This window comes from Mariniphaga sp. (assembly GCF_041687215.1).
GTDB lineage: Bacteria > Bacteroidota > Bacteroidia > Bacteroidales > Prolixibacteraceae > Mariniphaga.
Map to the genome: position 1 here is coordinate 21,571 of NZ_JAWLCI010000016.1, position 25,166 is coordinate 46,736.

At 39.5% G+C, this 25,166-nt stretch carries 23 protein-coding genes; 17 read left to right on the top strand and 6 right to left on the bottom strand.

Going from position 1 to position 25,166, the window contains the following annotated elements; all coding sequences use genetic code 11:
* Both ACESMA_RS07915 and ACESMA_RS07920 read right to left on the bottom strand, forming a co-directional pair.
* Positions 1 to 885, bottom strand: coding sequence for a DUF4249 domain-containing protein (locus tag ACESMA_RS07915; RefSeq protein ID WP_372948256.1), 885 nt, complete (start codon positions 883 to 885; stop codon positions 1 to 3).
* A 21-nt stretch (positions 886 to 906) separates the two neighbouring features.
* Positions 907 to 1,605 (bottom strand): hypothetical protein, encoded by a 699-nt coding sequence (locus tag ACESMA_RS07920; RefSeq protein WP_372948257.1) that lies wholly within the window; start codon positions 1,603 to 1,605, stop codon positions 907 to 909.
* A gap of 270 nt (positions 1,606 to 1,875) precedes the next feature.
* On the opposite strand from ACESMA_RS07920, the gene ACESMA_RS07925 reads away from it, so the two are divergent.
* Positions 1,876 to 2,376, top strand: a complete 501-nt coding sequence (locus tag ACESMA_RS07925) for a hypothetical protein (protein ID WP_372948258.1) — start codon at positions 1,876 to 1,878, stop codon at positions 2,374 to 2,376.
* Positions 2,377 to 2,545: 169 nt separating this feature from the next.
* Here the strand turns inward: ACESMA_RS07925 and ACESMA_RS07930 are convergent, their stop codons facing one another.
* The 3 genes from ACESMA_RS07930 to ACESMA_RS07940 are packed head-to-tail and all read right to left on the bottom strand — an operon-like array spanning position 2,546 to position 4,363.
* Positions 2,546 to 3,361, bottom strand: coding sequence for an N-acetylmuramic acid 6-phosphate etherase (locus tag ACESMA_RS07930; RefSeq protein WP_372948259.1), 816 nt, complete (start codon positions 3,359 to 3,361; stop codon positions 2,546 to 2,548).
* On the bottom strand, positions 3,354 to 4,205 hold the full coding sequence (locus ACESMA_RS07935; protein ID WP_372948260.1) for an ATPase: 852 nt from the start codon (positions 4,203 to 4,205) through the stop codon (positions 3,354 to 3,356). The genes ACESMA_RS07930 and ACESMA_RS07935 overlap by 8 nt, the downstream gene beginning before the upstream one ends.
* On the bottom strand, positions 4,202 to 4,363 hold the full coding sequence (locus ACESMA_RS07940; RefSeq protein ID WP_372948261.1) for a hypothetical protein: 162 nt from the start codon (positions 4,361 to 4,363) through the stop codon (positions 4,202 to 4,204). Before ACESMA_RS07940 ends, ACESMA_RS07935 begins: the two co-directional genes overlap by 4 nt.
* Positions 4,364 to 4,773: 410 nt before the next feature.
* Here ACESMA_RS07940 and ACESMA_RS07945 point away from each other — a divergent pair, with 410 nt between their 5' ends.
* Both ACESMA_RS07945 and ACESMA_RS07950 read left to right on the top strand, forming a co-directional pair.
* Positions 4,774 to 6,288, top strand: coding sequence for a glycoside hydrolase family 10 protein (locus ACESMA_RS07945; RefSeq protein ID WP_372948262.1), 1,515 nt, complete (start codon positions 4,774 to 4,776; stop codon positions 6,286 to 6,288).
* 725 nt (positions 6,289 to 7,013) lie between these two features.
* Positions 7,014 to 8,363 (top strand): ATP-binding protein, encoded by a 1,350-nt coding sequence (locus ACESMA_RS07950; RefSeq protein WP_372948263.1) that lies wholly within the window; start codon positions 7,014 to 7,016, stop codon positions 8,361 to 8,363.
* 413 nt (positions 8,364 to 8,776) lie between these two features.
* Here ACESMA_RS07950 and ACESMA_RS07955 read toward each other — a convergent pair whose 3' ends face one another.
* Positions 8,777 to 9,199 (bottom strand): hypothetical protein, encoded by a 423-nt coding sequence (locus tag ACESMA_RS07955; protein ID WP_372948264.1) that lies wholly within the window; start codon positions 9,197 to 9,199, stop codon positions 8,777 to 8,779.
* Positions 9,200 to 9,458: 259 nt separating this feature from the next.
* Here ACESMA_RS07955 and ACESMA_RS07960 point away from each other — a divergent pair, with 259 nt between their 5' ends.
* The 14 genes from ACESMA_RS07960 to ACESMA_RS08025 form a co-directional block, all read left to right on the top strand.
* The gene (locus tag ACESMA_RS07960) at positions 9,459 to 10,031 is read left to right on the top strand and encodes a DUF4255 domain-containing protein (protein WP_372948265.1); all 573 of its coding nucleotides are present in this window, start codon (positions 9,459 to 9,461) and stop codon (positions 10,029 to 10,031) included.
* Between the two features lie 9 nt (positions 10,032 to 10,040).
* Positions 10,041 to 11,069 (top strand): hypothetical protein, encoded by a 1,029-nt coding sequence (locus ACESMA_RS07965; RefSeq protein WP_372948266.1) that lies wholly within the window; start codon positions 10,041 to 10,043, stop codon positions 11,067 to 11,069.
* A 20-nt stretch (positions 11,070 to 11,089) separates the two neighbouring features.
* Positions 11,090 to 12,658 carry a phage tail sheath family protein gene (locus ACESMA_RS07970; RefSeq protein ID WP_372948267.1) on the top strand — a complete coding sequence of 523 codons (1,569 nt, stop codon included), beginning with the start codon at positions 11,090 to 11,092 and terminating at the stop codon, positions 12,656 to 12,658.
* Between the two features lie 38 nt (positions 12,659 to 12,696).
* Positions 12,697 to 13,149 (top strand): phage tail protein, encoded by a 453-nt coding sequence (locus ACESMA_RS07975; RefSeq protein WP_372948268.1) that lies wholly within the window; start codon positions 12,697 to 12,699, stop codon positions 13,147 to 13,149.
* A gap of 5 nt (positions 13,150 to 13,154) precedes the next feature.
* Entirely contained in the window at positions 13,155 to 13,610 is a 456-nt protein-coding gene (locus ACESMA_RS07980; protein WP_372948269.1) for a phage tail protein, read from the top strand.
* Positions 13,611 to 13,613: 3 nt separating this feature from the next.
* On the top strand, positions 13,614 to 13,796 hold the full coding sequence (locus ACESMA_RS07985; RefSeq protein ID WP_372948270.1) for a DUF5908 family protein: 183 nt from the start codon (positions 13,614 to 13,616) through the stop codon (positions 13,794 to 13,796).
* Positions 13,797 to 13,805: 9 nt separating this feature from the next.
* Positions 13,806 to 14,462 (top strand): hypothetical protein, encoded by a 657-nt coding sequence (locus ACESMA_RS07990; RefSeq protein WP_372948271.1) that lies wholly within the window; start codon positions 13,806 to 13,808, stop codon positions 14,460 to 14,462.
* A gap of 5 nt (positions 14,463 to 14,467) precedes the next feature.
* Positions 14,468 to 16,261 (top strand): type VI secretion system tip protein VgrG, encoded by a 1,794-nt coding sequence (gene vgrG / locus ACESMA_RS07995; protein ID WP_372948272.1) that lies wholly within the window; start codon positions 14,468 to 14,470, stop codon positions 16,259 to 16,261.
* 10 nt (positions 16,262 to 16,271) lie between these two features.
* On the top strand, positions 16,272 to 16,571 hold the full coding sequence (locus ACESMA_RS08000; RefSeq protein ID WP_372948273.1) for a PAAR domain-containing protein: 300 nt from the start codon (positions 16,272 to 16,274) through the stop codon (positions 16,569 to 16,571).
* Positions 16,572 to 16,574: 3 nt separating this feature from the next.
* Positions 16,575 to 16,988, top strand: coding sequence for a GPW/gp25 family protein (locus ACESMA_RS08005; protein WP_372948274.1), 414 nt, complete (start codon positions 16,575 to 16,577; stop codon positions 16,986 to 16,988).
* Between the two features lie 32 nt (positions 16,989 to 17,020).
* Entirely contained in the window at positions 17,021 to 20,545 is a 3,525-nt protein-coding gene (locus ACESMA_RS08010; RefSeq protein ID WP_372948275.1) for a hypothetical protein, read from the top strand.
* Positions 20,546 to 20,554: 9 nt separating this feature from the next.
* Positions 20,555 to 21,409, top strand: a complete 855-nt coding sequence (locus ACESMA_RS08015; RefSeq protein ID WP_372948276.1) for a hypothetical protein — start codon at positions 20,555 to 20,557, stop codon at positions 21,407 to 21,409.
* 11 nt (positions 21,410 to 21,420) lie between these two features.
* The gene (locus ACESMA_RS08020; protein ID WP_372948277.1) at positions 21,421 to 24,315 is read left to right on the top strand and encodes a hypothetical protein; all 2,895 of its coding nucleotides are present in this window, start codon (positions 21,421 to 21,423) and stop codon (positions 24,313 to 24,315) included.
* Positions 24,315 to 25,166, top strand: an 852-nt coding sequence (locus tag ACESMA_RS08025; protein ID WP_372948278.1) for a contractile injection system tape measure protein, incomplete at its 3' end; no start/stop codon positions are given. The genes ACESMA_RS08020 and ACESMA_RS08025, both read left to right, overlap by 1 nt.

Sequence of the window (25,166 nt, forward strand, 5' to 3'; positions counted from 1 at the left end):
TCAATCCCTTGAAAATTCTTTTGAAACACTGGTAAACGAACCAAAAATTCCGGTACCGCCATTGATGTTGGAATAGATGGGGAAAGGTGCGTAGATAATTGGCATATCTTCGGCGTAAATTTCCATACGCTCTGTTAAAAGGCTCGATTTCATGTATTTGTCGAGATGGTAGTCGGTTGAAAGCAGAAATACTTCCATTGGTAAACCAATACATTGCGGCCTGAACAGAATCTCCATCTGGTTTTGGGGCAATTGATTGTCGGGAAACCGTAAATAGTAATCGTACTCAAATTTAAAAACTCCGCTTTCGCTGATGTACCGGTTAAAATCGTCGGCATATTCAAAATTGGAATAAATCAGGCAGGCAATGTTTTTTGTGCGATTTTCATCTACGCCTTCGTAGCCGGTGGCCGAAATCCAGTAGGAGTTATTTTCCTCCGGGTTGTCGGTTAAAATGGCCAGGTAGTTGTTTCCGTAAACTTCGGGATTTTCCTGTTCAATGGTTGCACTTACCGGTTGCGGGACTGTGGTTTCCGCCCAAACGGTTTTGCCCCCAGCCGAGGCTTCAATTTTATAGGTTTTCCCGGGAATCACCTGAAACGGTAAATAATAAGCGCTGCTGTCTTTCCAACTGAACTCACCGGCAAATTGCCCGTCCTCAAAAAGTTGTATCCGGGCTTCTTTTTCGTGTTCAAAAGATTGTACAGACTGGATGGGTTTCGACCAGGAAAAATGTACAGCCAGTGTATCTTTTGCAGCATCCAGAATTCCGTTTAAAACCGGTTGTCGTTCCCTGTTGGTTTCGGTGAGTGTCACATCGCGGATACAACCTGAAAGTGTAGCCAGGAAAAAAATGAGTGCGAATGTCCAATTAAACGGCTTCATTTGGTTTCTAATGTTTTACGTTTACCTAAACCGGTACAATGGAACCTGTACTTTCAACTGCAAATACTTGTTGCGATGGTTAACACCAAAAGGTGTGGAATATTCAAAAAACGAAAGCTGATAATTTAATCCGTAAACATATTCCAGCATTACATCCAATGCCTTCAGGTCAACTCCAAATCCAAATTTCGCGTAGTAATTGGTTTTGTTTAAATACCTGTTTTTTATATAAACGCTGCTGCCCCAATCTTTGGCGTAATACATTACCGACCAAAGGTCAGTTTTTCTGTTCAATGATTTGCTTATTTCAAAACCCGGATACACAAACAATTTGTTATTCAAATAAAGTTTAACACCTGCCGAAGCAGAGAGGTAACTGAATGTAGCATCGCGAAAAGTACCGGAAACTGGTTCCCCGATATTTCCGGTTTCGGGCTCAAAAAACCTGTGCTCAAGTATAAAGTCACTTGAAAAATTACTGTAGTTTAGTTCCAAAACCGGATTGATTTTGGGTTTCCAGTGCTTTTCATAAAAAAATCCGGCGGACCAGCCAAAACCGTTATCAGCCTGGTTATTTAAACTTTGGCTGAAAAATTCTGTTTCCGGGTAAAATCGTGCAAATCCTCCTGTAAGGCCAACTTCAATGTTGGGCTGCGCATTCGCAGTGCAAGAAAAGATTATCAAGGCAAAAAATGCGGGTATTTTAAAAGCTGTTGTCATTTACTGTATTTTACTGAGGGGCAGTTGCCCGGAGTTGTTATTGCCTGTAAAAATATTTCTTTTTCGAACATAGGATAAATCGGAGGTTTGAAAAATTGTTAAAATCAACAATTTAGAATGGGTTTAGATTAGGTTAAACAGTTATCCTTCTTAACGACGACAAAAAAAAATGCATAAATCAAAAATGGGTTCTGCAATTCCTTAACTTTTTTTCACCTTCTGGTTTCAACAGAATTTTCTAACTTGCATTTTCAATTTGAAAGGAGTGGCATGGATAAATTGCAATGGACAAAAAGTATTTTTGGTTCCAGACTGGAAATCAGGCACGGCGGGGAGCTTATCGGGAGCATTCGGTGGGAGAACATGGTGAGTTCCAAGGCACAGGCCATGATTAACGGGAAGCTGTTTGTCCTGAACCGCGAGTTTTTCCTGTCGAAACTGGAGATTTACGATGCCAACGACCAGTCGCTGCTGGGCATGGTTATGATTAACCTGTTTAACCCCCGTAGCGATGTGGTTATCAACGGCAAACGGTTCGAACTGGAAATCCAGAACTTTTGGCAGTCGCGCTGGTCGTGGAAGTTCAACGGCGCTGAAATTATTACTTACACATCCAATGAATTTCTTTCAAAAGACAAAGGGGAAATTGAATTGTACACCGCTGTGACCGATGAGGTGGAAATCCTTATTTTGCTGGGATTGTTTGTGCGTAACCAGTTTATTTTGTTTATGTTGTTAATTTTGATTATCATAATTTTAATTGTTCTGTAAAAGAAAAGGCTGCCCTACGACAGCCTTTTAAACCTAAACCAACTAAACCTAATAAACCATAAACCTGCCTGAATAGCAGGCCTGATGATTATCTTCAATATTTTAATGTTTTTTTTGAACGTTTACTACCGGACAAAGATAGAAATATTTTTTTCCTGCAACAGGATGGTTAATGTTTTCTTTGGCCGGCTTCTTCCAGAACTTTTTGCACCGAACCATGCAGCAGCAGCAACCTGCGTGCCTGTTCTTCCGGGTATCCCAGTTCGTCCATAATCATGCGGGTGCCGCGTTCCACCAGTTTTTTGTTGGTTAACTGCATGTTCACCATTTTGTTGCCTTTTACCCGGCCCATCTGAATCATCAGCGTGGTGGTAATCATGTTCAGGATAAGTTTTTGTGCAGTTCCCGACTTCATACGGGTGCTGCCGGTAACAAATTCAGGCCCCACAATGGCTTCGATGGGGATGTCCACGTTTTGTGCCAGTGCAGAATCGGGGTTGTTGGTGATACAGGCCGTTAAAATTCCATGTTCCCGGGCATTTTTCACCGCGCCAATCACAAACGGCGTTCGGCCCGAGGCGGCAATGCCAACCACCGTATCCAGTTGATTCATGTTAAATTTTTGCAGTTCCAGCCACGACAGGTTTTCATCGTCTTCGGCCGATTCCACAGCTCTGCGGATGGCCAGGTCGCCGCCGGCAATGAGCCCGATGACCAAATCGTAACCCACGCCAAAAGTTGGCGGAATTTCAGAAGCATCCAATATTCCCAAACGTCCGCTGGTTCCTGCGCCCACGTAAAACAGCCTTCCACCTTTTTTTACGCGCGGAACAATTTCGGTTACCAGCTTTTCAATTTGCGGAATGGTTTTTCCCACCGCCGGCAAAACTTTTTTGTCTTCGTTGTGCATGCCTTCCAGCAACTCGCGAATGCTCATTTTTTCGAGGTTGTTGTAAGACGAACTCGATTCGGTTATGCTACTCATGGTTATCATTTTGAAGGTGAAACTCCATCAATTTTAACAAAGGTTCCTTTACAATAATTCCCGGAACCAGTTGCCGCCTCAAAAGTACATTTTTTAACTGTTCCTGAAAATAGAAGGCTACAGAACCCACAAAACAAACGGGTTGATTTTCGTAACCTGAGTATTGGGCTACATTTCTTAAAATGAACGAATCGAATGCATTTTCCACCAGGTTTTGGCAATATTCATTTTGAATGTTTTCGCTTAAAAACGGCACAAATCCGGCCAGGAACTGATTGGGTTTTTCGTGCCGGTAAACGCGGTTCAGAAATTCGGTATATTCCAGAGGATATTTTTGCTGAAACAGTTGCTGCAATTCCCCAGGCATTGTTTTTTTGAGGAAATCGCCCACCAGTTGCCGGCCCAAAACCGCACCGCTGCCTTCGTCGCCCAGAATAAATCCCAGCGGCGGAACATGAGCAGTAATTGTTTTACCGTCGTAGAGGCACGAGTTGGAGCCGGTTCCCAAAATGCAGGCAATGCCGCTTTTGTTGCCCAGTGTGGCGTGGGCTGCTGCCAGCAAATCGCTGTGCACTTCTTTTTCTGCCTCCGGGAAAAACACATCCAGCGCTTTTTTTATCACGACAGCTTTTTCTTCGTTCACAACACCGGCACCATAAAAAAACACGCGGTCAACTTTCCCGGAAAGGTTGGCCAGCAAGGTTTGTTTCCACTCGGTTACTATGTTTTCGGTGGTACGAAAAAACGGGTTCACCCCGCCGGTGTTAAATAGTTCCGGCTCTTTTCCTTTTTCCGAAAAGCACCAGCTTGTTTTGGTGGAGCCGCTGTCTGCAATGATTATCATAATTTGATTTTATATTTCTTTTTCAGTTCTTCCATAACTGTTTTATGGCTTATGCCTTTTTTCTGGTCTAATTGATAAATGGCCGATTCAATTCCTGCTTTTTGGACATCAGAAAGTTTATTCCAACTTTCAAATACTCGTTTTCTAATTATGTTCATTAAGTTAAACTTTATTCAATTTAAGTCTTAATTGTCTAAATTAAGTTTACCAAAATTAGGCATAATATATAAGATGTGGGAAAATTAGGTGTATTACAGATTACACATTTAAGGAAATTGTCAGAAAAAAGTCTTCAATATTTCGGTGCGCTGCACCTTATTCTCAGCCCATTATTCTATTCTACAAATATTCCGGGTGCGCTGCACCTTTTCTTTTCTTCAGGTTAATAAAAGGAGCTATATTGGGTTGAAAGCGGCAGAGCCGCGCTAATATTTGTAGTAATTTGGGTGCAAAAAGGAAGAAAGGTGCAGCGCACCGATTATATTAAATATGTTGATTAACATTTCATGCATATATTTGTACCTGAAAAAGCGGGTGGACCAGGAGTTAAACCATCTAAGATAAAATTATGAGGTATTTTTTAAGTCTGTTTTTCATATTAACTGCAGGGGTGTTTGTATCTGCCCAAACCATTTCTCCAAAATTCGAATTCCGTGCTGTTTGGGTGGCTACCGTGGCCAACATCGACTGGCCCTCGAAACCGGGGCTTCCCACTGAACAACAACAGCAGGAGGTGATTGACATTTTAAACATGCACGAAAAACTGGGCATGAATGTCATCATTCTGCAGGTTCGGCCAACTTCCGATGCATTTTATCCATCGACACTGGAACCCTGGTCGCGCTATCTTACCGGAACGCCCGGGCAGGCGCCCGAACCGTTTTACGACCCGCTGCAGTTTTGGATTGAAGAGTGTCACAAGCGCGACATGGAACTGCATGCCTGGCTCAATCCGTTTCGGGTGGCGCTGAATCACCAGCAGCCCCTGGCCGGAAACCACATTGCTTTTCAGCACCCCGAGTGGATTTTGAAATACGGCAACAGCCTCTATTTCGACCCCGGACTGCCACAAACACGCGAATTTGCAGCGCAGGTGGTTAAAGACATTGTTTCGCGTTACGATGTGGATGCCATTCATTTCGATGATTATTTTTACCCCTACCCGTTGCAGGAAGATTTTCCCGACACAGCCTCATTTGCCTTTTACAACCGTGGATTTTTACCGGAAGATAAGGCCGACTGGCGCCGCGAAAATGTGGATATCATCATCAAAATGCTGAACGACACCATTAAGTCGGTAAAACCGTGGGTGAAATTTGGCATCAGTCCGTTTGGTGTGTGGCGCAACATAGCCGACGACCCGCGCGGCTCCGACTCCCGTGCCGGCGCCACCAATTACGATCATCTTTACGCCAACATCATCAAATGGCAGGAAAACGGCTGGATTGACTACACCTTGCCGCAACTTTACTGGCAGATTGGTCACCCGCTGGCCGATTTTGAAAAACTGGCCCTCTGGTGGAAACTGCATACTTACGACCGCGGAATGTATATCGGCCATGGCGTGTATAAAAGCGACCCGGTTTCGGAAGTGAAAGAATGGACGCAGCCCGGTGAACTGCCCAAACAAATCAGGTTGCTACGCGAAATTCCCGGAATTGACGGTTCGGCCTTTTACAGCAGCAAACATTTTAAACGCGATTTAATGGGCTTTCAGGACAGCCTGATGCAGGATTTGTACCGTTACCGCGCACTCGTTCCGCCTATGCCGTGGCTCGATTATCAGCCGCCACAGCCGGTGGCCAAATTCAAACAACGGGGGAGAACGGTGAAATGGAAAGTCAGGGAAACGGATTTTGAACTGGATGAACCATACAGGTTTATTCTGTATTTGAGTGAAGAAGATGAAAAGCTGAATCCTGAAAACCCGGAATTCATTCATATTATTCTGGATAAACATTTGGATAAATACAAGTTTGAACGCATTAACCAAAAACGAAAAAAATACGAAGTGCGCATTTCGGTGCTCGACCGCCTGAATAACGAAAGCTGGCTGAGCCCACCGGAAATAATCAGGTTGTAATTCATCCTGAAAAAAGAATATTGTTATCTGAGAGATTGTTATGAAATTAAATTTTGGGAATTTGGAACGATTTTTCAATGTTATTTTTTCATTTTAAATTTGACGCTTTCAGGTTATAACCCGATAGCAATCAGCGATTTTTTAAATGGTATTCATTTTAGTGAATGAGTTATATAATTCACTTATTTATAGTTGATTAATCATACTTTCGTTGGATTTAAATTTGGCGACATTTCTTCATTATCAATAAGGTAATAAGGTTACCTTTCTATTGTTTGCCATTTTTACTAAGGTTTGATGAAAAAAAATAAGGTTTATTCGCAAACAAAAAAACCTTATTTTCAATGTATTAACCTTAGTAAAATAGTTACACATTTAATTTTTACCTTATTACCTTATTGCTCTCTGATAAAAACCTCTAATTAAATAATAAAATGGTCACCGCCAATTTTATAGCGAGCAAATTTATTGATAATATTCTCATTAATTGTCGTGTAAAATTCAATAATATAAAAAAATCATACTCTACAAAAACGCTGATAGCTATCGGGAATGAAAGGTCTGGTGCCCGGAACCTGACAGCGTTTAGATAGTTAAACATTTAAAAACGTAAAAAATATAAATCAAAATAGTCTCTGAATTTATCATGCCTGATGTGTTTTATTTTTGAACATTCTTTGTTCAGAATGTTTATATATCAGATTGTAACACTTAACTCTATTCAAATGAAGTTTCATTCGGCCAATGCCAAAACAATAGAACAGGAACTTGAATGGTTTCAAAAGTTAATACTCATCAGAGGAAAAATAACTTTTGAACAGTCGCTGCCTGAGGATGAAATATATAAAATCCAGTTGCCATCCGTTGAAAAACAGGATTCTCCATACGCCGGTCTGATTAAAAAACATTCAATGGGTTTGGAAGAAAGGCTGATTTTAATTCTGGCATTAATACCACATGTTAAACCTTCGCTTCTGGATTTACTGCACACAAAAAATGCCCTGTACGATATTCCGTTTACCGAATTTGGCGGAATCAGGTACAATAACATCAAAGGATACCTTCCCACCGGAGAAACCGCAATCTTTTTGCTTGCAGGCGCAAATCTGGAAAAAAGGTTTGAGTTGTTGCGGTTGTTTGGCAGGGAACATTTTTTTCACCGCGATGGAATACTTTCGCTGGAGAGCTCTTCGATGAACGAACCATTTTTAAATGGAATGTTGTCCATTTCGCAGGAATATCTGTTTCTGATAACAACCGGCGAAAAATATAAACCCGATTTTAATCCCCATTTTCCGGCAAAAAGAATTTACACCAGTCAGGAATGGGACGACCTGGTTGTTCAGGAACATCTGCTGCAGGGACTTGAAGAAATCAAAGATTATGTTCATTATGGAAGAAGTTTAAAAAAAGAATTTCAGTTCGGGAAAAAAATAAAACCCGGGTTTAAAGTATTGTTTACTGGCCCGCCCGGAACGGGGAAAACATTAACCGCCAGCCTACTCGGAAAATATTGTGAAATGGATGTTTACCGTGTGGATTTGTCGATGGTAGTTTCAAAATATATCGGCGAAACCGAAAAAAACCTGTCAAGTATTTTCGACATGGCTGAATCGAAAAACTGGATTCTCTTTTTTGACGAAGCCGATGCACTTTTTGGTAAAAGAAGCAATACATCTGATTCTCACGATCGTTATGCTAACCAGGAAGTTTCGTTTTTACTGCAACGTATGGAAGATTTTGACGGTCTGGTCATATTAAGTTCCAATTTCAAAAAAAATATTGATGAAGCTTTTTTCAGACGCTTCCAGCTTGTTCTCGATTTTGAAATGCCTGATGCACACCAAAGGCTCATTTTATGGGAAAAGTCCAAAACCAGCCAGTTTGAATACGATAAGGATGTTGATTTGGAAACTTTGGCCGAACAACATGAGTTAAGCGCCGCTTCTATTGTTAATGTATTGCATTACAGTGTTTTAAAGTGTATGGGTAGAAAAGACAATGTTATCCGGTTAAAAGATATTCAGGCCGGATTGCGCATGGAAAGAATTAAGGAGGGGAAAAGTATTCTTTAATGTAATATACTTCGCAAGGGATAAAATGTGCCATCTAAAGTTAGTTGTTCCCGAGCATTCAGCGTTTTTCCAAACGGTTTGCATTTTAGTGCATGCTCCATAATTCACTCATTTAGAATTGGTTAATAATACTATTATTTAAATTATATATGGCGGCATTTTTTTCATTATTAATAAGGTAATAAGGTTAGTTTTTTCCTGTTCGCCTTTTACTAAGGTTTTTGATGGAAAAAAATAAGGTTTATTTGCAAACGGAAAAACCTTATTTTCAATGTATTAACCTTAGTAGAAGAGTTGCACGTATGATTTTTACCTTATTACCTTATTGCTCTCCGGCAAAGATTATATTAAGAAATAGAATGGTCATCGCCATTTTTAAAACGAGTATATTTATTAATAATTAAATCAGTCACTCAATCTCCCGATTTTTCATTCATATAATATTCGATGATGATGTCGTCATTTTTAGTGGATTTTTGCATCTGGTCTTTTAAAAATTGAATTTCCTGTTCTAATTCTGCCTTCTCTGTAAACCACTTATCCAGTTTGTTTTCAGCTTCTTTAAATTGTTCCTTCAGGGCAATTATTTCCGATGAACGGGCATTTTGTTCCTTTAAAAGAATTCTGTTTTGTTCTCCGAGAAAACTAATTTTACCGGACAGGGTGTCATGATTATATGCTATTTTCTTTTTGAAATACCGGGTGACGAAAAAAATCCCCACAGGGAAAATTAAAAATCCCAATAAAAGAACATAAAAAATAAAGTTGCCAATCACAACCGTCCCAATGTATAAGGCTGGAATTAAGCTTGTTGTGCAAATAATACTGTTTTCCATGGCGCAGAATATTTTTTTAGATATCAAGAATAAAAAACCAAAATCTAAGAATCATCAAAATTATTTATGTGAAAATACGAAATAATACTAAAAGATATATTACTATTTTATTTTTTTGTTGTAAATTGTCTGAGAGATTTATTTTTTCAAGCGTTAGTTACAGCTTTAAAAGATTAGTTTTCAGGAGAATAAACCATTAAATTGACAAAAATTCATATTCTCTTTATTGACTTTAGTTGGAAATTTTTAAGCAGTTGCGATGATTGATGTTGCCTTGGGATTAATTCGGGATCTATTGAACGAACATTTCAGAAATGAATTTTCTATTTCTGAGAATAAAGTTGTTCTATCTAATATTGTTAAGGCAGATGGTTCTGTTGCACAGAATGTAGATGCAAAAGTTGTTTTTTTCCTGGTTAGCCTAGATGAAGAGGCAGCATTAAAAAACAGTATGAATCGTACGATTGGTCAGGGAAATGGTTCGTTTGCACAAAAAAATCCTTCGTTGCATTTAAATATGCAGTTGCTTTTTTGCGCCAATTTCGATAGTGCCATTTACAGTGAGGGGTTAAGTTATCTTTCATCGCTGATTCGCTTTTTTCAAATCAATAAAAGAATTGCGTTAGACCAATCCAGCAATTCAGGTTCTTCTAAAAACAGATTAAGTTTTGAATTGTGCAAGCTGGATTACGCCGAATTAAGCCACCTTTGGTCGGCCATAGGAAGTAAACTGATGCCTTCAGTTTTGTACAAAGTGAGCATGCTGGTATTTGATGATGCGCCAATCAGGAAAATTATTCCGGCAGTTAAGGAAACCCAAAACCAAACCTAATTTGCATAAATGGAACAATCTTTTGTACATATACTTACACTGTTTTTAAGGCACCAGTATTTTAGTGATAACCTTTTTAAACCAATTGAAATTTCTCTTGCTGATGCTTCAAAAAAAACAGCACTCAATTATGGAATTATAGCAAAACCTTTTCCCGGCGGTTTTCATTTGCTTGCTTCAAACACCGAAATACAGGGATTTTATGATGAAGCCGAATCATTACAGTTTTTCCTAAAATGTACTGATGCCAATTACATCAATTACACTGATTTGCCTGCTCACAGTCTGATTGACAGAATGCTGTATTTCAACAATACAGAAGAAATTAAAGGTAAGGTAGAAAATGGTTTTGTTTTGCATGCTGAAGAGTTTGCCGGTGAAAATGAACTGGTTCAAGTTGTTTATGAAAAAGTTACAATTCCGGATTTTAATTCCGGCGAAAATTATCGTTTTACAGATGCTGCCGGAAATGAAATTCCTCCCGGAAATATTACACCCTCAGCCCAAAATTCCAATACGTTTAACATTTCCAATTTACCGCAGGGACTTATTCTCTTTCATGCGGAAAATAAAGATGTGGTGAAATTTTACCATTACAACAAAGCTGTTTGGAAAAAACCTTTTGCCGTTGTTGAACTGTTTCCCAAACAACTTTTTAATCAGTTTAAAGAAAACGGGAAGGTTGAATATGCCATAAATTTCAGTAACCGAAAAACAGTCTGGAAATATTTTCTGGTAAGTCCGGTTTATAATAAATTTAAAAACCTGAGCATTATCAATAAGGGGAAAGAAGAGGTTTTTAATTCACTTCAAATACAACAAATACAGGCAAATATAGAGGCACTTGTTTTCGAATCGAAAAACAAAATACCTCTTGCAGAACAATCTGATGATTATTTCCAACTGGTTGATAATTACAGCGCCGGTAACGGTAAAAGCAAAATAGTGTTGAAAAATCTGCCGAGGGCTTCTGCTGAACAACTGTACGTAGATGAAGCCAAAACAAATGAGACTTTTTATTCTCACATTTTTATATAAACAATTAATAATTAAAAATTATGGCACAAAAATTAATGACACCCGGAGTCTATATCGAAGAGGTCAATGCTTTTCCAGGCTCCGTTGTTGAGGTTGCAACAGCAATCCCGGCTTTTATCGGGTACACCGAAAAGGCTTCCAGAAATGGAAAGTCATTGGTGAACAAACCCACCAGAATTACTTCATTTGCCGAGTATCTCCTTTTGTTTGGGGGTGCATTCAATCCAAAGTTTACTTTAGATCCGGTTGCGGAAGGAGCTAAACCTAAAAATTCAATTTCCATTAACGATGAGGAAAGGGCGATTGAATATAAGGCCGACAACCAGCTTTTCCTTTTTAACAGCATTAAACTTTTTTATGCCAATGGAGGCGGCACCTGTTACATTGTGTCGGTTGGCACATACAAAGGTAAAGCGGAACAGAAAATCAGCAAAGACGAGCTTTTGGGCACCAGCACCGATGAAAATGACAAGCCCATTGAAGGGGGTTTAGCTTCGTTACTGAAGGAGCAGGAACCTACCATGATTGTTATTCCGGATGCGGTTGCTTTGGGCGACGATTGTTACGAGGTGTACAAACAAGTGCTGGCACAATGCGCCAAAATGCAAAACAGAATAGCCATTATGGATTTGTATGATGGCTACAACAGCAGGGACGACGAAGACAACGTCAATCAATTCAGGGAAAAAATTGGAACCGAGTACCTGAGTTACGCCGCTGCCTATTATCCCTGGTTGCATACCAGCATAGTTCAGAAAGATGAAATCACGTTTAAAAACCTGGATGAAAAAGTGGATCTTTCAGCCATTTTGCCTGAAAAACCTGCCAAAGAACTTGTAACCAAATTTAAAGACCAGGCTCCGCCGGAAATTACCGAAGAAACAACTGACGAAGAAAAAGAGGCGATTCAAAAAACGGTAAAAAACAACGAACGGAATCTTCATCTCGGCTTAGTGGCTACAAGTCCAACCTATGTAAATCTGTTAGATGAAATCAGGGCAGTTATCAACCTGCTCCCGGTTTCGGCGGCAATGGCAGGAATTTACACCATGGTTGACAACAACCGGGGCGTTTGGAAATCACCGGCAAATGTGAGCCTGAACAGTGTTATTAAACCGGCAGTAAATATTACACACGATCAGCAGGAAGATTTAAACGTGAATGCAGTTTCCGGCAAATCCATCAACGCCATCAGAACTTTTCCGGGTGTGGGAACACTGATTTGGGGCGCCCGTACTTTGGACGGCAACAGCCTCGACTGGAAATACATAAATGTAAGGCGCACCATGATTATGCTGGAACAATCCATAAAAATGGCGCTGCGTTCGTATGTTTTTGAACCCAACGATGCAAATACATGGGTTACAGTAAAAAGTATGATCATTAATTTCCTGACAGAAAAATGGAAGCAGGGCGCACTCGCCGGGGCATCTCCCGATGATGCTTTCGATGTTCAGGTGGGATTGGGTGCAACCATGACAAGCCTCGATATTCTGGAAGGTAAAATGCTGATAACCGTTAAACTGGCCATCGTCAGACCGGCAGAATTTATCGTAGTAACATTTGAACAGCAAATGCAAAAATCATAATTAAAACAAGCTTTTATAAATATTAAAATTATAACATCATGGCAGGAGAAAAACAAGACAACAACTGGCCACTACCAAAATTTTATTTTATGGTAGATTGGGGAAGCACTACCAATATTCCTTTTCAGAAGGTTAGCGGACTGGATATTGAAGCGCAGCCTATTTCCTACAGGCATGGCAACAGCCCGGTATTTTCGGAAATAAACATGCCGGGAATAGTGAAAAACAGCAATGTAACCATGAAAAAGGGTGTATTTGCCAACGACAACGGTTTCTGGGACTGGTACAACAAAATTAAAATGAATACCATAGAACGGCAAAACGTTGTGATTAAACTTTTGGATGAAAGCGGAAGCCCAACCATGACGTGGACGTTGAATAATGCGTGGCCTACAAAAATCAGTTCAACCGATTTGAAGTCGGATGCCAATGAAGTGGCCGTTGAAAGCATTGAAATTATGCACGAAGGTTTAACCATAGCTAACGGGTAATTTGTATGGGAAAAGACAGTTTCTTCATTCCTGATTATACTCCTCCAACGGCGTTTTATTTTTCCGTCAGATTTGATGGTTTAGATGAAACAGACAGTGCTTTTCAGGAAGTTTCAGGTTTGAAGGTAACCATAGATACCGTTCCCATGAAGGAAGGTGGTGACAATAACTTTGTTCATCATCTTCCTACACCCGCTAAATATGATAATCTGGTGTTAAAGCGATGTCTGATGTCTAATTCTGCCCTGGATACATGGTGCCGGGAAGCCCTGGAAGACTTTAAGTTTGAACCAAAAGATTTAAAATTATCGCTTTTGGGTGCAGATGGCGATCCTTTGGCTTCGTGGTCCATCGTTCAGGCGTTTCCAATTTCGTGGGAATTATCAGCGCTTAACAGTACAAGTAATCAATTAGCCATTGAATCGCTCACATTAAAGTACAGACTTTTCAGAAAAGATTAACACATGACATTAATAGTTAAAGAGCTTATCGTCAGGGGAATTGTGTCAAGTGAAAATTCTTCATTTGGGGAGTTTTCATCTGAAAAAGAAGACCTTTCCCAATATCTGGAACAACTCAAAAAAGAAATTGAGAAAGATTGTTTAGAAAGGATAATGCAAAAATTAGAAACCAAAACAGTAAGGTAAATATTGGATATGGGCGAACTGACAAAAATGAAGATTGTGGCCTACAAGGACCCCGATTTTTCGAGCCAGCTTGGAGAATATGATCTTTTGGTAAATCCGGAAAACTACAAATTTAAAAACGAGCAGCAATACGCCGTTACCGATACAGTAAACGGGTCCAGTGCACAAACGGTAAAATATAAAGGCGGAGCTGCCGGACTGTTTGAGCTTGCTCTTTTTTTTGATGGAACAGGAGTAATCACTGACGAAAAGGTTGATGATCAAATTAAAAAAGCTAAAGATTTAGTTTATACCTACAACGGTGATATTCATGAACCCAATTACCTGAAAGTTTACTGGGGAACGCAATCACTTTTCCAGGGGAGATTGAAATCGTGGAATGTAAATTACACCATGCTCGATATGGACGGCACTCCGTTGAGAGCCGAGGCAACAATAGTAATTATTGCATCCGTCAGTGCAAAGAAGAAAGCCCTGGAGGAAAAGAAAAACTCTGCTGATTTAACCCATGTACGAACTGTTTTGGACGGCGACCATCTGCCACTGATGTGTTACAGGATCTACGGAGACAGCAGCTATTACATAAAAGTGGCGCAACACAATGAATTAACGCATTTCAGAGATTTAAAACCCGGAGATAAAATCATTTTTCCACCGGTAATTTAAAATTCATGGCAAAAGTATTACAACAGCAAGACGGTGTGGTGAGCTTTGATATTTTTATCAACGGCTCGAAAATAAAGGATGTGGTTGAAATTCTGGAAATTTCCGTTCAAATGGAGGTGAACAGAATTGCTTCAGCTACTATTCTGATGGTGGACGGCGGTGTAATCGGCCTTGCCAATGAACCTTATGAAAACAGTGAAGGCAAGGATTTTATTCCGGGAAATAAAATAAAAATCTCGTTGGGTTATAACGACAAAAAAGAAACAGTATTTGAAGGAATTGTTGTTTCGCAGGGGCTTTCGGTGAAAAACGGCCAATCGCAACTTTTGGTTACCTGCAAAGACAAGGCAGTAAAAATGACGAAAGGACGGTTTAATGCACTTTTTTCAGAACAAAAAGATTCAGATGCCATAACAAGTATTGCAGGAAATTACGGTCTTCAAACTGAAATAGAATCTACAACCCAACAATCTACACTAATGCAATACAATTGCAGCGACTGGGATTTTGTAGTTACTCGTGCTGAATCGAACAATATGATTGTGCTGACAGATAAAAACAAACTCATTGTAAAAAAAATCGATTTCAGCGCTTCTCCCAAATATGAAATCAATGCATCCCAATTCATTATTGATGTTGATTTGAATCTTGACAGTGAAAATATTCCGGAATCTTTTGAGTTAACTGCCTGGGATATCAAAGAACAAAAAGAAATTAAGGAATCGGTTTCACTTTCTGAGGGGCCTTCGCAGGGAAATATTTCGGCCAAAAAATTATCAGGTTCCGGCGTAAATGGAAAATCAAACCATTATTCTTCCGTTCCGCTTACTTCCGGTGAATTGAAATTATGGGGAGAAACGCTGGCAGATAAAGCCGCTCTGAGCAAAATTCAGGGTAAAATTACCATCCCCGGAACATCCGGAATCCTGGCCGGAGATCTCATTTCCCTGGCAGGTTTTAGTGCACGGTTTAACGGAAATGCATTTGTTTCAAAAGTCAGTCATTTGGTTGAAGCCGGTGAATGGATTATAACGTTAAATATTGGAAGGTATCCGCAATGGCACGCCTCTTTGCCCGATGTTGAAGACAATTTTGCTTCGGGTTTGATACCGGCTGCTAATGGTGTTCAGATTGCAAAAGTTAAAAAGATACACGAAGATCCTGACGGAAACTATCGTGTGCTGGTTACTTTGCCATCGTTTACAGGAACTAACCAGGAAAATGGAATTTGGGCGCGCATGGCATTTCCTTATGCCTCAGCCGACTCCGGTTTCTTTTTCTTCCCGGAAATTAACGATGAAGTGATGCTGACTTTTATTAATAACGATCCGCGGTTCCCGGTGATTACAGGCGCTTTGTACAGCGGTAAAAACAAACCGATGGAAAATCCCGACGAAAAAAACCAGTTTAAATCCATTTTTACCAAATCAGGAATAAAAATCCGGTTTGATGATGAAGATAAAATCCTGGTTATTGAAACACCCGGTGGCAATTCGTTTACACTGGACGATGAAAATAAAAACATTAAGGTGGAAGACCTCAATAAAAATTCAATGCTGATGGATGACAAAGGAATTACTTTGGACAGCCCCGGCGATATCAATCTGAAATCACAGGGGAATGTAAATATTGAAGCCACTTCGAATATTTCACTCAAGGCTACCTCCGATTTAAAAGGAGAAGGTTTGAATATTGATATGAGTGCCCAAACCGGTTTTACTGCCAAAGGAAATGCAACTGCTGAAATTTCGGCTTCGGGTCAAACTACTGTAAAAGGCGCCATGGTAATGATTAATTAAAACTGAAAATATGGGATTAGCAGCCAGATTAACAGATATGCACACCTGCCCGATGCAAACACCGGGTTTGCCGCCCATTCCGCATGTGGGCGGACCCATTATCGGGCCCGGAGTGCCAACTGTAATGATTGGAAAAATGCCTGCTGCCGTTGTTGGCGACAGCCTGGTTTGTGTGGGCACGCCCGATTCTATTGTAAAAGGTTCGGCCACCGTTATGATTGGCGGAAAACCGGCGGCCCGGATGGGCGATACCACCGCACACGGAGGAAGCATTGTTTTAGGTTGTCCAACGGTAATGATTGGAGGATAATTTATGAATAAAGAATACGATTCATTTTTAGGACGCGGATGGGCATTTCCCCCGGCATTTAATTACGACAGGGGAACTTTGGAAACGGTTGAAGATGAAGAAGACATTCGGCAAAGCATTCATCTGATACTGGGAACCATACCGGGCGAACGTGTGATGTTTCCTGGTTTCGGTTGCCCTATCAGAAAGTTTGTTTTCGAATCGAACGATCCTACACACATCAGAATGTTAAAAGATGCCGTTTACGATGCCCTGCTTTACAACGAACCAAGAATAAAAGTTGAAACGATTGAAATTAAGGATGAAACGTTGGATAAGGGAAAGATTCTCATTCACATTTATTATACGGTGATTATCACCAACACGAGAAATAATATGGTATTCCCGTTTTATTTTAAGGAAGGAACAAATCTTTAGAAGCGCTAACTGATTGAAAATATTGTAATTGTATGAATAAAGGAACAAGTCAGAAATCAAGGAAAAATATTGCTTTAAATCCTGGATATATTTCAGTCGATGAAAGATCGATGCTGGATTTGGTGCAGTTTACGCTGAATTTTTCCCAAAATCTGAACTTCTATAATTTTCATAATAAAGTAATTGATAACTGGAAGTCTTTTTTACTAAACGATTCGGCTTTTATTTTGGCATCCATTGCCTCAACCGATACCGGCAAATTCAAAAAAGATTTTAATGAATTGGAATCCCGGCCTGATGATTCTGATGAAAAAGGGCGCATAAAAAATGCAACCAGTCAAATTTACACGGTTATAACCAATTGGGCTGAAATGCTGAAGCGGTCAAATTATGAAGGGATTCTTTTAAATGAAATGGAAAAGCTTTTACAATCCGCTTCACTGAAAACTTCCCTTCAGGAAAGCAGCAATCAAATTCAGGTATTAAAAGAGAATTACGATAACATTTTCGGGAACCTGGTTTTCATTCGGGAAAAAGCAGCCAAACATTTCGAAGAAGAATTATTCAAATCCAGCCATCATCCGCATGTGGGATTGCTTCTGGCTTTTTTAAAGCTGTTTGAAAATTTGCAACTCGATATAAACACCATTACAAAAAAACACCTGGATTATTACTACCGCGATATTCTTCAGCAAAAAAGGAAAAAACTGAAGTCCCATTCGGCGATGATTGCAATTCATTTGCAGCCGGGAATGGAAGAGTTGGAAATAAACGAAGGCGATATTTTTAATTTTAGTTTTGAAGAAGAACAGCAGGTTGTTTTTAAAGCCTCGTCGAATACCCAGATAAATAACGCAAAAATTGCAGAAATTAAAACGCTGTTTAAAAGCGATTATTACCCGTTTGGAAATAAAATAGATGACGAGGATTTCTCTATTGACATCCTTTACGAAAACAATATTTTGCCAACACAAACAAACCGTTCAGATTCAGGATTAAAACAAACCGAAGATTTTCCGTCAACATTTGGTGAGGAAAAACCAGGCCATCTTTTATCAGAAGGCAGTGTGAAGCTGAGTGAAGTCGGGTTTTTAGTTAGTTCGCCGTCTTTGATTCTCGAAAAAGGAAGACAAACTATTCATCTGACGTTTAAAATAACTCCCGATTCCTACAATGAATCCAAGTCATTGTTTGACAGTTTGTTGTATCAGGAAATTGAACAGAAAAACAGGTCTTCCTCCGATAAGGAAAAATTCAGAAACAGAGTGGTTTCCCAATTTTTTTCCGATTCGTTTTTGATTTATATAACTGATATAGAAGGGTGGAAACAAATTGAACATTCAAAATCCGGAATAAATTCCGAAGATCATACGTTGCGAATTGATATTCCACTTAATGAACAGAACGATTCACTCGTTCCCTTCGATAAGGAAATACATGAAGGTGATTACAAAACCAACTGGCCATGCATAAAATTAATTCTGAATAACGATGCCCAGTACCATCCTTACAGGATTTTAAAAAATATAATTATCGAAGAAATCAACATCAAAGCTACGGTTTTGGATGTGAGTAATTTAACCTTATCCAATTCAGCAGGAAATCTCGACACGTCCATCCCGTTTACCCCGTTTGGTCCTTCACCGGTGGTTGGTTCATTCTTACGCATTCAAAATCCGTTGATTCTGCAAAAAAATCTGTCTCACCTTAAATTTAATATAAGCTGGCTTGGCCTTCCTCAGGAAAGAGGCGGATTTAGCGGTTATTTCAGGGCTTACCCAAAACCTCCCAGAAACGATGATTATAAAGCATTAATTATTCAAAATAAAAACAGCATTAGTACCGGTGAAATTCAGAATCAGCAGGTTATTGAACTTTTTGAAACCAAAGGTGATTTTCTTACCAATGAGAAAGAGATAACGGTTAACCTCGAAAATTTCAGGTTTAAAAACCAGGCGTCTCTGCAGCCAAATGAAACGGATAAAAATGCTACCCAGTTGTATATGGTATTAAAAAGTCCTGATTTTGCTTTTGGCCATCAGATTTTTTCTGAAATTTATGCCAAAGCTGCTTTGAAAATGAGCAGGTTCAGGAAAAAAAACATTGATCTTCCAAGTCAGCCTTATACCCCGGTGATCGAGCGTCTTTCGGTTAATTACACAAATATTTCCCGCGAAGTGATGCTTCGTAAACAGGAAGATACGACAAGCGACATCAAATTAATCCATATTTATCCGTTCGGCCATGTTCAGGTTTTTCCGGGGCCGGTCAGAAACAGGAATTTTCTTCTCCCCCGGATTAATCACAAAGGGAACCTCTGTATCGGACTTACACAAATAAAAGCAGGGAACATGGTAAGTATTGGTTTTGAACTGGTTCCGGCTGTTTATGAGCACACGATTATAAATGTACCAAAAGTTAATTGGCAGTATTTGTTGAACAACGAATGGGAACCATTTGATGGCTTGATGCTGGAAGATGGAACGAACGGTTTGATTCGGTCGGGAGTAATTAAAATCAGAATTCCTGAATTCGTTCAGTACAACAACACCCGCCTTCCGCAGGGAAAATTTTGGATAAGAGCAGTTTATGATGGAAAAGAAACGCTGAATTCAAGAATAAAAAATGTGTTTACGCAGGCTGTAGCAGTTTCATCATCCGATGAGGTTGACGAATCACTTTTATCAAACGAAAAAGCGTTGAAAATCAAAAAAATCAGTTCCGGTTCAAAAAAAGGCATCCTTGAAATTACCGGCCCGGTTGCATTGAAATTAAACGAATTGACAGAAAATGTTGATTCATTTTACAGCCGGATTAGCGAACAATTACGCCATAAAAACAGGGTAGTTACCAACTGGGATGTGGAACGTATTGTTCTTGACCGGTTTAATCAAATTGAAAAAGTGCGGGTTTACGGGAGAAACAGTCACCCGAAGGAATTGGTAAAAGGGAGCAATTTGCAGATTGTTTTGATTCCCAAAATAAGTTTGAGTGAGGGGAAAAAACTCCAAACCACCAAAATTGATTTTAGCACCCTCCTTGAAGTGAAAGAATACATTTCTCAGTTTGTTTCCCCTTACTTGAACATCGAAGTTTCAAATCCGGTGTACGAACAAATAAAAGTAAGGTGCAGTGTTAAATTTAATGATATTCACAAAAGCGGCTATTGCAAAAATTTGCTGAACAATGAGTTAATCAGCTTTTTATCTCCTGGCATTGAAACCGAAATGATTGAAAAGGGCTTTGATGAATCTTTTTCCAAATCAGAAATTCTGAATTTTATAGAAAGCAGGTCTTACGTAGATTTTGTTACTGAATTTTCGGTTTTGCAACTTGTTGAAGTGCAGGGAAATTATAAAATCATCGACACGGCAAAAATTCAGAAAATAAATGAACTTCGAACCATTTCGGCTTATGCCATTCTGACTTCGGCTCCCGAGCACCAGATTGAAATTGTTGAAAATGAAAAAACAATATCACCTGAAATATCAGGTATTGGTGATTTAACCATTGGGGCAGACTTTGTAATCAGCGATAATTCAGGCAATTATTATTAATAAAACGCAATGAGAAACCAAAAAAATATAACCGACAGGAACCAACTCAAATCCTTTTTTAAAAAGGGTAATCTGCCCAACGAAAGTGCATTTGAAAAGTTGATTGATTCCACATTCAACATTGCCGAAGATAAACTGGATATTAACGAGGATGGGATAATGATTTATCCCTCGGATAACGGTCAGGAAAAACTGCTGAGTTTTTTTGAAGATAAAGATGATTCTGAAGCCACCTGGACACTTTTTGTCTCGAAAAAGAAAGATGGCGGGATTTATATTCAAAAAACAGGCGAACAGGAAAATACCGATCAGCCGGCGGTTTTTATTCAGAAAAATGAAGGGAAAGTGGGGTTGGGAACCAACTCTCCGGCTCAAAAACTCGATGTAAAAGGTATTGTTTCCTCCGAAGGACGTGTTGGAAACTACCGCGAAGGCGAACTGGATGCCGATGGAACCTGGCAAAATATCTTTACCGACAAACCTTTAACCGGCAGCAACGCTTTTGAAATTATGGCCTATGCGGAAGGAGATCAGGGCGATGGAAAGTATGCTTTAATGCACGCAATTGCCATCAGCACTTACGGAAATTCGCGTCCAAAAATTACAAAAACAAGCGCCTGTTACGGTAAAAAGTGGAATAGAATTGATATCCGGTGGGTTTCAAAACCATCCCAAATTACAGAGCAGCCTGATGAAGACGAAAAAAAGTTTTTCGACCTGGCCAAATGGTGGAAAACATTCAGGGAACCCAAAGATCCGTTTAAATACAATCTGCAATTAAAAACAAAAAGTAATTACGGAGATGGGAAAAAGATACGGTATAAAGTTTCGGTTCTGTGGAACGACAGCTTTTTAATAAAATAGAAAAACAAACAATGAAACAATCTGCCAGTTTCTCAGGAAATGAAGTTGAAAGCGTGAGTCTGGATTTTTCAGAACTGCGCGAAAGAGGCCTGGAATACATTCAGAAGCTGAGTGGCGACGTTTGGACGGATTACAACTCACACGACCCTGGCGTTACCATACTGGAACAGTTGTGTTATGCCCTCACCGATATTGCCTACCGTACGTCTTTGCCGGTTAACGATCTTCTGATTCCCGGCGAAAAATTGCCGGTTGATGCAAAACGCAATGCCTTTTTCTCCCCTTCTGCCATTTTTAGTTCACATCCGGTTACCATTCAGGATTACCGGAAAATGATAATCGATCATTTCGAAGAAATTCAAAATGTGTGGATTACGACCAAAGGGGACAAAGGTTATCAGGAAGAATTAAGAGGTTTAAATGAAGTTGAAATTTTGCCCCGGCTAAGTTTTCTGAATATTTTCAAATCTGACTCCGAAAGAAGGGACTCGTTTTTTAACGAAGTCAACACGTTTTTAAATGAAAACCGGAACCTGGGAGAAAAATTTGTAGCGGCAAAAATACTGGAACCGCAGTTTATTCAGATTGAATTTGATATCCACATCAACGAAAATGCAAATTTGGATGAAACCCTGGCCGGTGTCTTTCTGAAATTGTTCGAATACGTTTATTGCCCGGTGCAATCATCTAGCTACACCGAAATGGTTGAAGAAGAAATGAGTATGGAGGAAATTTTTGCCGGGCCGCGTTTAAAAAGAGGGTTTATAAAAGGCGAAATTCCGAATAAAAGGCTCAATGTAATTCAGGTTGATGAACTTCAAAAGTTAATTTCAAAAGTTGAAGGAATTAACCAATGCAAAGTTTATTGCATTGATTACGAAGGAAATAAACTGCCGAAAATTTTTGCGGGGAAAGGCAAATTTTTTCATCTGCTGGTGGATGACGATTCGGAAAGCAGTGCTGAAAAACGGTTTGACTCCATTTATTCCAACATGAACGTGTTTGTGAAACAAAAAAGGCATTCGTCTGTAAATAAGCAGAAAATAAATCATTTGTTTTTGGAAACCTGGGCGAAAAAGTTCAGAGGATATTCTTTGGAAATTTCCGGAGAGGATTTTTTTCGAAAAAAACTAAACGGAAAATCCCGAAACCTGAGCCGGTATTTTTCTGTGCAAAAACATTTTCCGGTAATTTACGGAATAGGAGAAGAAGGAATTTCGAAAAATGAACCCGTTGAGCGGCATGCCAAAGCAAATCAGCTAAAAGCATATCTGATGCTGGCCGAACAACATCTTGCCAATCATCTTTCGCAACTCGGAAACCTGAATGAGTTTTTTAACATCGATTTTGAAAACGGCCAACAGAAAACATACTTTTCCCAACGATTGAGCTCAGTTCCAGGTGTGGAAAATCTTTTGGCTGAAAATGAGTTGTTTCCCGAATCGGAATTTGAACCTGAACATGTTTTTTACGACCGGAAGAACCGGATTTACGATCACCTGCTGGCACGGTTCGGAGAAGATTTGAACGATATTCCCTGGCAAATTTCTCTGCGTTTAAACCTGATAAAAACAGAAAATGAATTTCACCGGATTGTGCTCCGGCAAAAGTCTGAGTTTTTAAAACAGTTGGAAAATTTGAGTTACAACAGAACAAAAGGGGAGTCATTATTTCTTCAAAATGAGGAAGATGTGGTGAGGAATCCTTCCGGTTTGGAGCAGATTATTCTGGCAAAAACCGGAATTCCATCTACAGGAAAAAAATCGCTGATACCGGATTTTGGCGGATTAGATTCGGATTTATCGAAGTACAAGGAAGAAATCTTCGAGGTAAAAAAAGACCTTGAAACAGCCTACCGACCGCTTCATACCAGTGAAATAAATACATGGAAAACCAAACCGGCAACAGGAAATATTCCCAATGCCATGTTTGGCGAGATTGGAAATAAAAAGTTGTTTAAAGAGACCCTGAATGTTGAAAATTACCGTCTATCCAAATCTGAATCTGATTCAGAAAATGTCCGGGTTATTTTTCAGAGGGAACCGAATAAATGGGTGAGTTTATTCGAATGTTCTGACGAAGAAAATGCCGTTCAAAACATTTTCGAGATTATTGACTTTTTTGCTGAAAAGAACAATCAATCAGAAGGTTTCTATCTGGTTGATCACATTCAGCTAAACGATTTTTTAGTGAGCGGGTATTACGGATTTTGTTTCCTGGATGAATACGGAAATCCTTTGGTTCAAACTTCAGAAAATGAGTCGTGGTGCCTGACGGAAGCCGAAAGAAACAACAGGGTTGCAGCATTTTTTAGAGATGGAATGTCTGAAAATTCATGGCATCCGGAAGGCGGAAAATGGGTGTTTAAAAATGACAAAGGACTTATTATAGCATCAATTGATTCAAAAGCAGAATATTTTAGCGACCTGCTCAAACAGGTAAATGGACTGATTCAACTTTTTGATAATTCGAAAGAGACGAATGGCAGATTGCGTCTCCGGGAGGTGGAAAAAATTCGCCTGAAAGGAAGTATGGAAGCCAGGAACAGGAATTTCGGACAACGCCGGCTGGTCTTTCAGCGAAAACTTTTTTCCGGAGAAATTGTCAGTGAAGATTTTTTCGACCTACAGGTTTCCCTATTACTTCCCGACTGGCCTGCCCGGTTCCAGGAAGAAAGATTCAGAGAATATGTCAAAGATGTTTTTTTGGAAAGAATCCCGGCACATTTGAGCAATGAAATTTTGTGGCTGAATGTAAATGAAATGAAGTCATTTGAAAAAAAATACCACGCGTGGGAAAAACTGAAAGCCGGACAACAGAATTTTGAAGAACCTTCGGATAGTTTGAAAAAGGCAGCTTTTGAAGTGTATCAGGAATTAATGAAACTAAAACAAAACAGGAAATAATGGCAACGGCTCAAAATATTATTCATTCTTCCTCATTCAATTTTGAATATGAGACAAAGGATTCTGCAAGGCGCGGGAATGAATTGATTGAGTCCATTTTTGATTCGCAGATTTTGCCGGAACTTGAAAAAGCTGTTGCCAAAAAATTACCTTCCGAAGTTCGTATTGAGTTGTCGAAACTGGAAATAAATATTGGAACGATTTCAGAAAAAGAACTGCCGGTAAATCTGGCAGCAAGAATTCGGGAATCTTTGGAAAATGCTTTGACCTTTAACATCGGCCAGAAATTAAACGGCAAAGGCATTGCATCTGAAGGGCAAAAACCGGATAACTTTTTAATTCAGTCGCTGGAAATATTTCTTCTCAAAGGCTATTTCCCGTTTGCAATGGAAAAGTTTTTAACATTTGACGAGCTGGTCAAACGGATTTTACAACGGAATCAGGAGGGCTTATCCGAAGTTCTGTTCAGGCACCGAAACAGGGAACAGGCCATTCAGCGAATTGTAAATAATCTCGGCACTGAAACTTTTGATGAGCTTCTTACTGCACAGGAACCGGTTAACACGAAATGGATTATTGAATTCAGAGAATTCCTTATGAAACTAAAAAAGGAGTTAAATCTGAATCAATACAGCGACTCTGAGTTTTTAAAATTGATGAATGCTTCCATTTTAAAATTTACTTTGAATGAAACAAGTTTAACATTCAGCAAAGAGAAATTTTCGACAAATATTGTGCGTTGGTTTATGGATGTTCTCGATCCTGATATCAACTTAATTGCAGAGGTTATCCTAAGAAACAAAGGAACCGACCCAATTTTAATGATGGCCGAAAGTTCGTTGAAACAACTT

Excerpts from the sequence above, each read along its gene's own strand:
- ACESMA_RS07975 (WP_372948268.1), top strand. The coding sequence starts at position 12,697 with ATGGCAGGAGAAAAACAAGACAACAACTGGCCACTACCAAAATTTTAT.
- ACESMA_RS07945 (WP_372948262.1), top strand. The coding sequence starts at position 4,774 with ATGAGGTATTTTTTAAGTCTGTTTTTCATATTAACTGCAGGGGTGTTT.
- ACESMA_RS07985 (WP_372948270.1), top strand. The coding sequence starts at position 13,614 with ATGACATTAATAGTTAAAGAGCTTATCGTCAGGGGAATTGTGTCAAGT.
- ACESMA_RS07955 (WP_372948264.1), bottom strand. The coding sequence starts at position 9,199 with ATGGAAAACAGTATTATTTGCACAACAAGCTTAATTCCAGCCTTATAC.
- ACESMA_RS08020 (WP_372948277.1), top strand. The coding sequence starts at position 21,421 with ATGAAACAATCTGCCAGTTTCTCAGGAAATGAAGTTGAAAGCGTGAGT.
- ACESMA_RS07950 (WP_372948263.1), top strand. The coding sequence starts at position 7,014 with ATGAAGTTTCATTCGGCCAATGCCAAAACAATAGAACAGGAACTTGAA.
- ACESMA_RS08005 (WP_372948274.1), top strand. The coding sequence starts at position 16,575 with ATGAATAAAGAATACGATTCATTTTTAGGACGCGGATGGGCATTTCCC.
- ACESMA_RS07965 (WP_372948266.1), top strand. The coding sequence starts at position 10,041 with ATGGAACAATCTTTTGTACATATACTTACACTGTTTTTAAGGCACCAG.
- ACESMA_RS07940 (WP_372948261.1), bottom strand. The coding sequence starts at position 4,363 with ATGAACATAATTAGAAAACGAGTATTTGAAAGTTGGAATAAACTTTCT.
- ACESMA_RS07970 (WP_372948267.1), top strand. The coding sequence starts at position 11,090 with ATGGCACAAAAATTAATGACACCCGGAGTCTATATCGAAGAGGTCAAT.
- ACESMA_RS07930 (WP_372948259.1), bottom strand. The coding sequence starts at position 3,361 with ATGAGTAGCATAACCGAATCGAGTTCGTCTTACAACAACCTCGAAAAA.
- ACESMA_RS07920 (WP_372948257.1), bottom strand. The coding sequence starts at position 1,605 with ATGACAACAGCTTTTAAAATACCCGCATTTTTTGCCTTGATAATCTTT.
- ACESMA_RS07960 (WP_372948265.1), top strand. The coding sequence starts at position 9,459 with ATGATTGATGTTGCCTTGGGATTAATTCGGGATCTATTGAACGAACAT.
- ACESMA_RS07990 (WP_372948271.1), top strand. The coding sequence starts at position 13,806 with ATGGGCGAACTGACAAAAATGAAGATTGTGGCCTACAAGGACCCCGAT.
- ACESMA_RS07925 (WP_372948258.1), top strand. The coding sequence starts at position 1,876 with ATGGATAAATTGCAATGGACAAAAAGTATTTTTGGTTCCAGACTGGAA.
- ACESMA_RS08000 (WP_372948273.1), top strand. The coding sequence starts at position 16,272 with ATGGGATTAGCAGCCAGATTAACAGATATGCACACCTGCCCGATGCAA.
- ACESMA_RS07935 (WP_372948260.1), bottom strand. The coding sequence starts at position 4,205 with ATGATAATCATTGCAGACAGCGGCTCCACCAAAACAAGCTGGTGCTTT.
- ACESMA_RS08010 (WP_372948275.1), top strand. The coding sequence starts at position 17,021 with ATGAATAAAGGAACAAGTCAGAAATCAAGGAAAAATATTGCTTTAAAT.
- ACESMA_RS08015 (WP_372948276.1), top strand. The coding sequence starts at position 20,555 with ATGAGAAACCAAAAAAATATAACCGACAGGAACCAACTCAAATCCTTT.
- ACESMA_RS07915 (WP_372948256.1), bottom strand. The coding sequence starts at position 885 with ATGAAGCCGTTTAATTGGACATTCGCACTCATTTTTTTCCTGGCTACA.
- vgrG (WP_372948272.1), top strand. The coding sequence starts at position 14,468 with ATGGCAAAAGTATTACAACAGCAAGACGGTGTGGTGAGCTTTGATATT.
- ACESMA_RS07980 (WP_372948269.1), top strand. The coding sequence starts at position 13,155 with ATGGGAAAAGACAGTTTCTTCATTCCTGATTATACTCCTCCAACGGCG.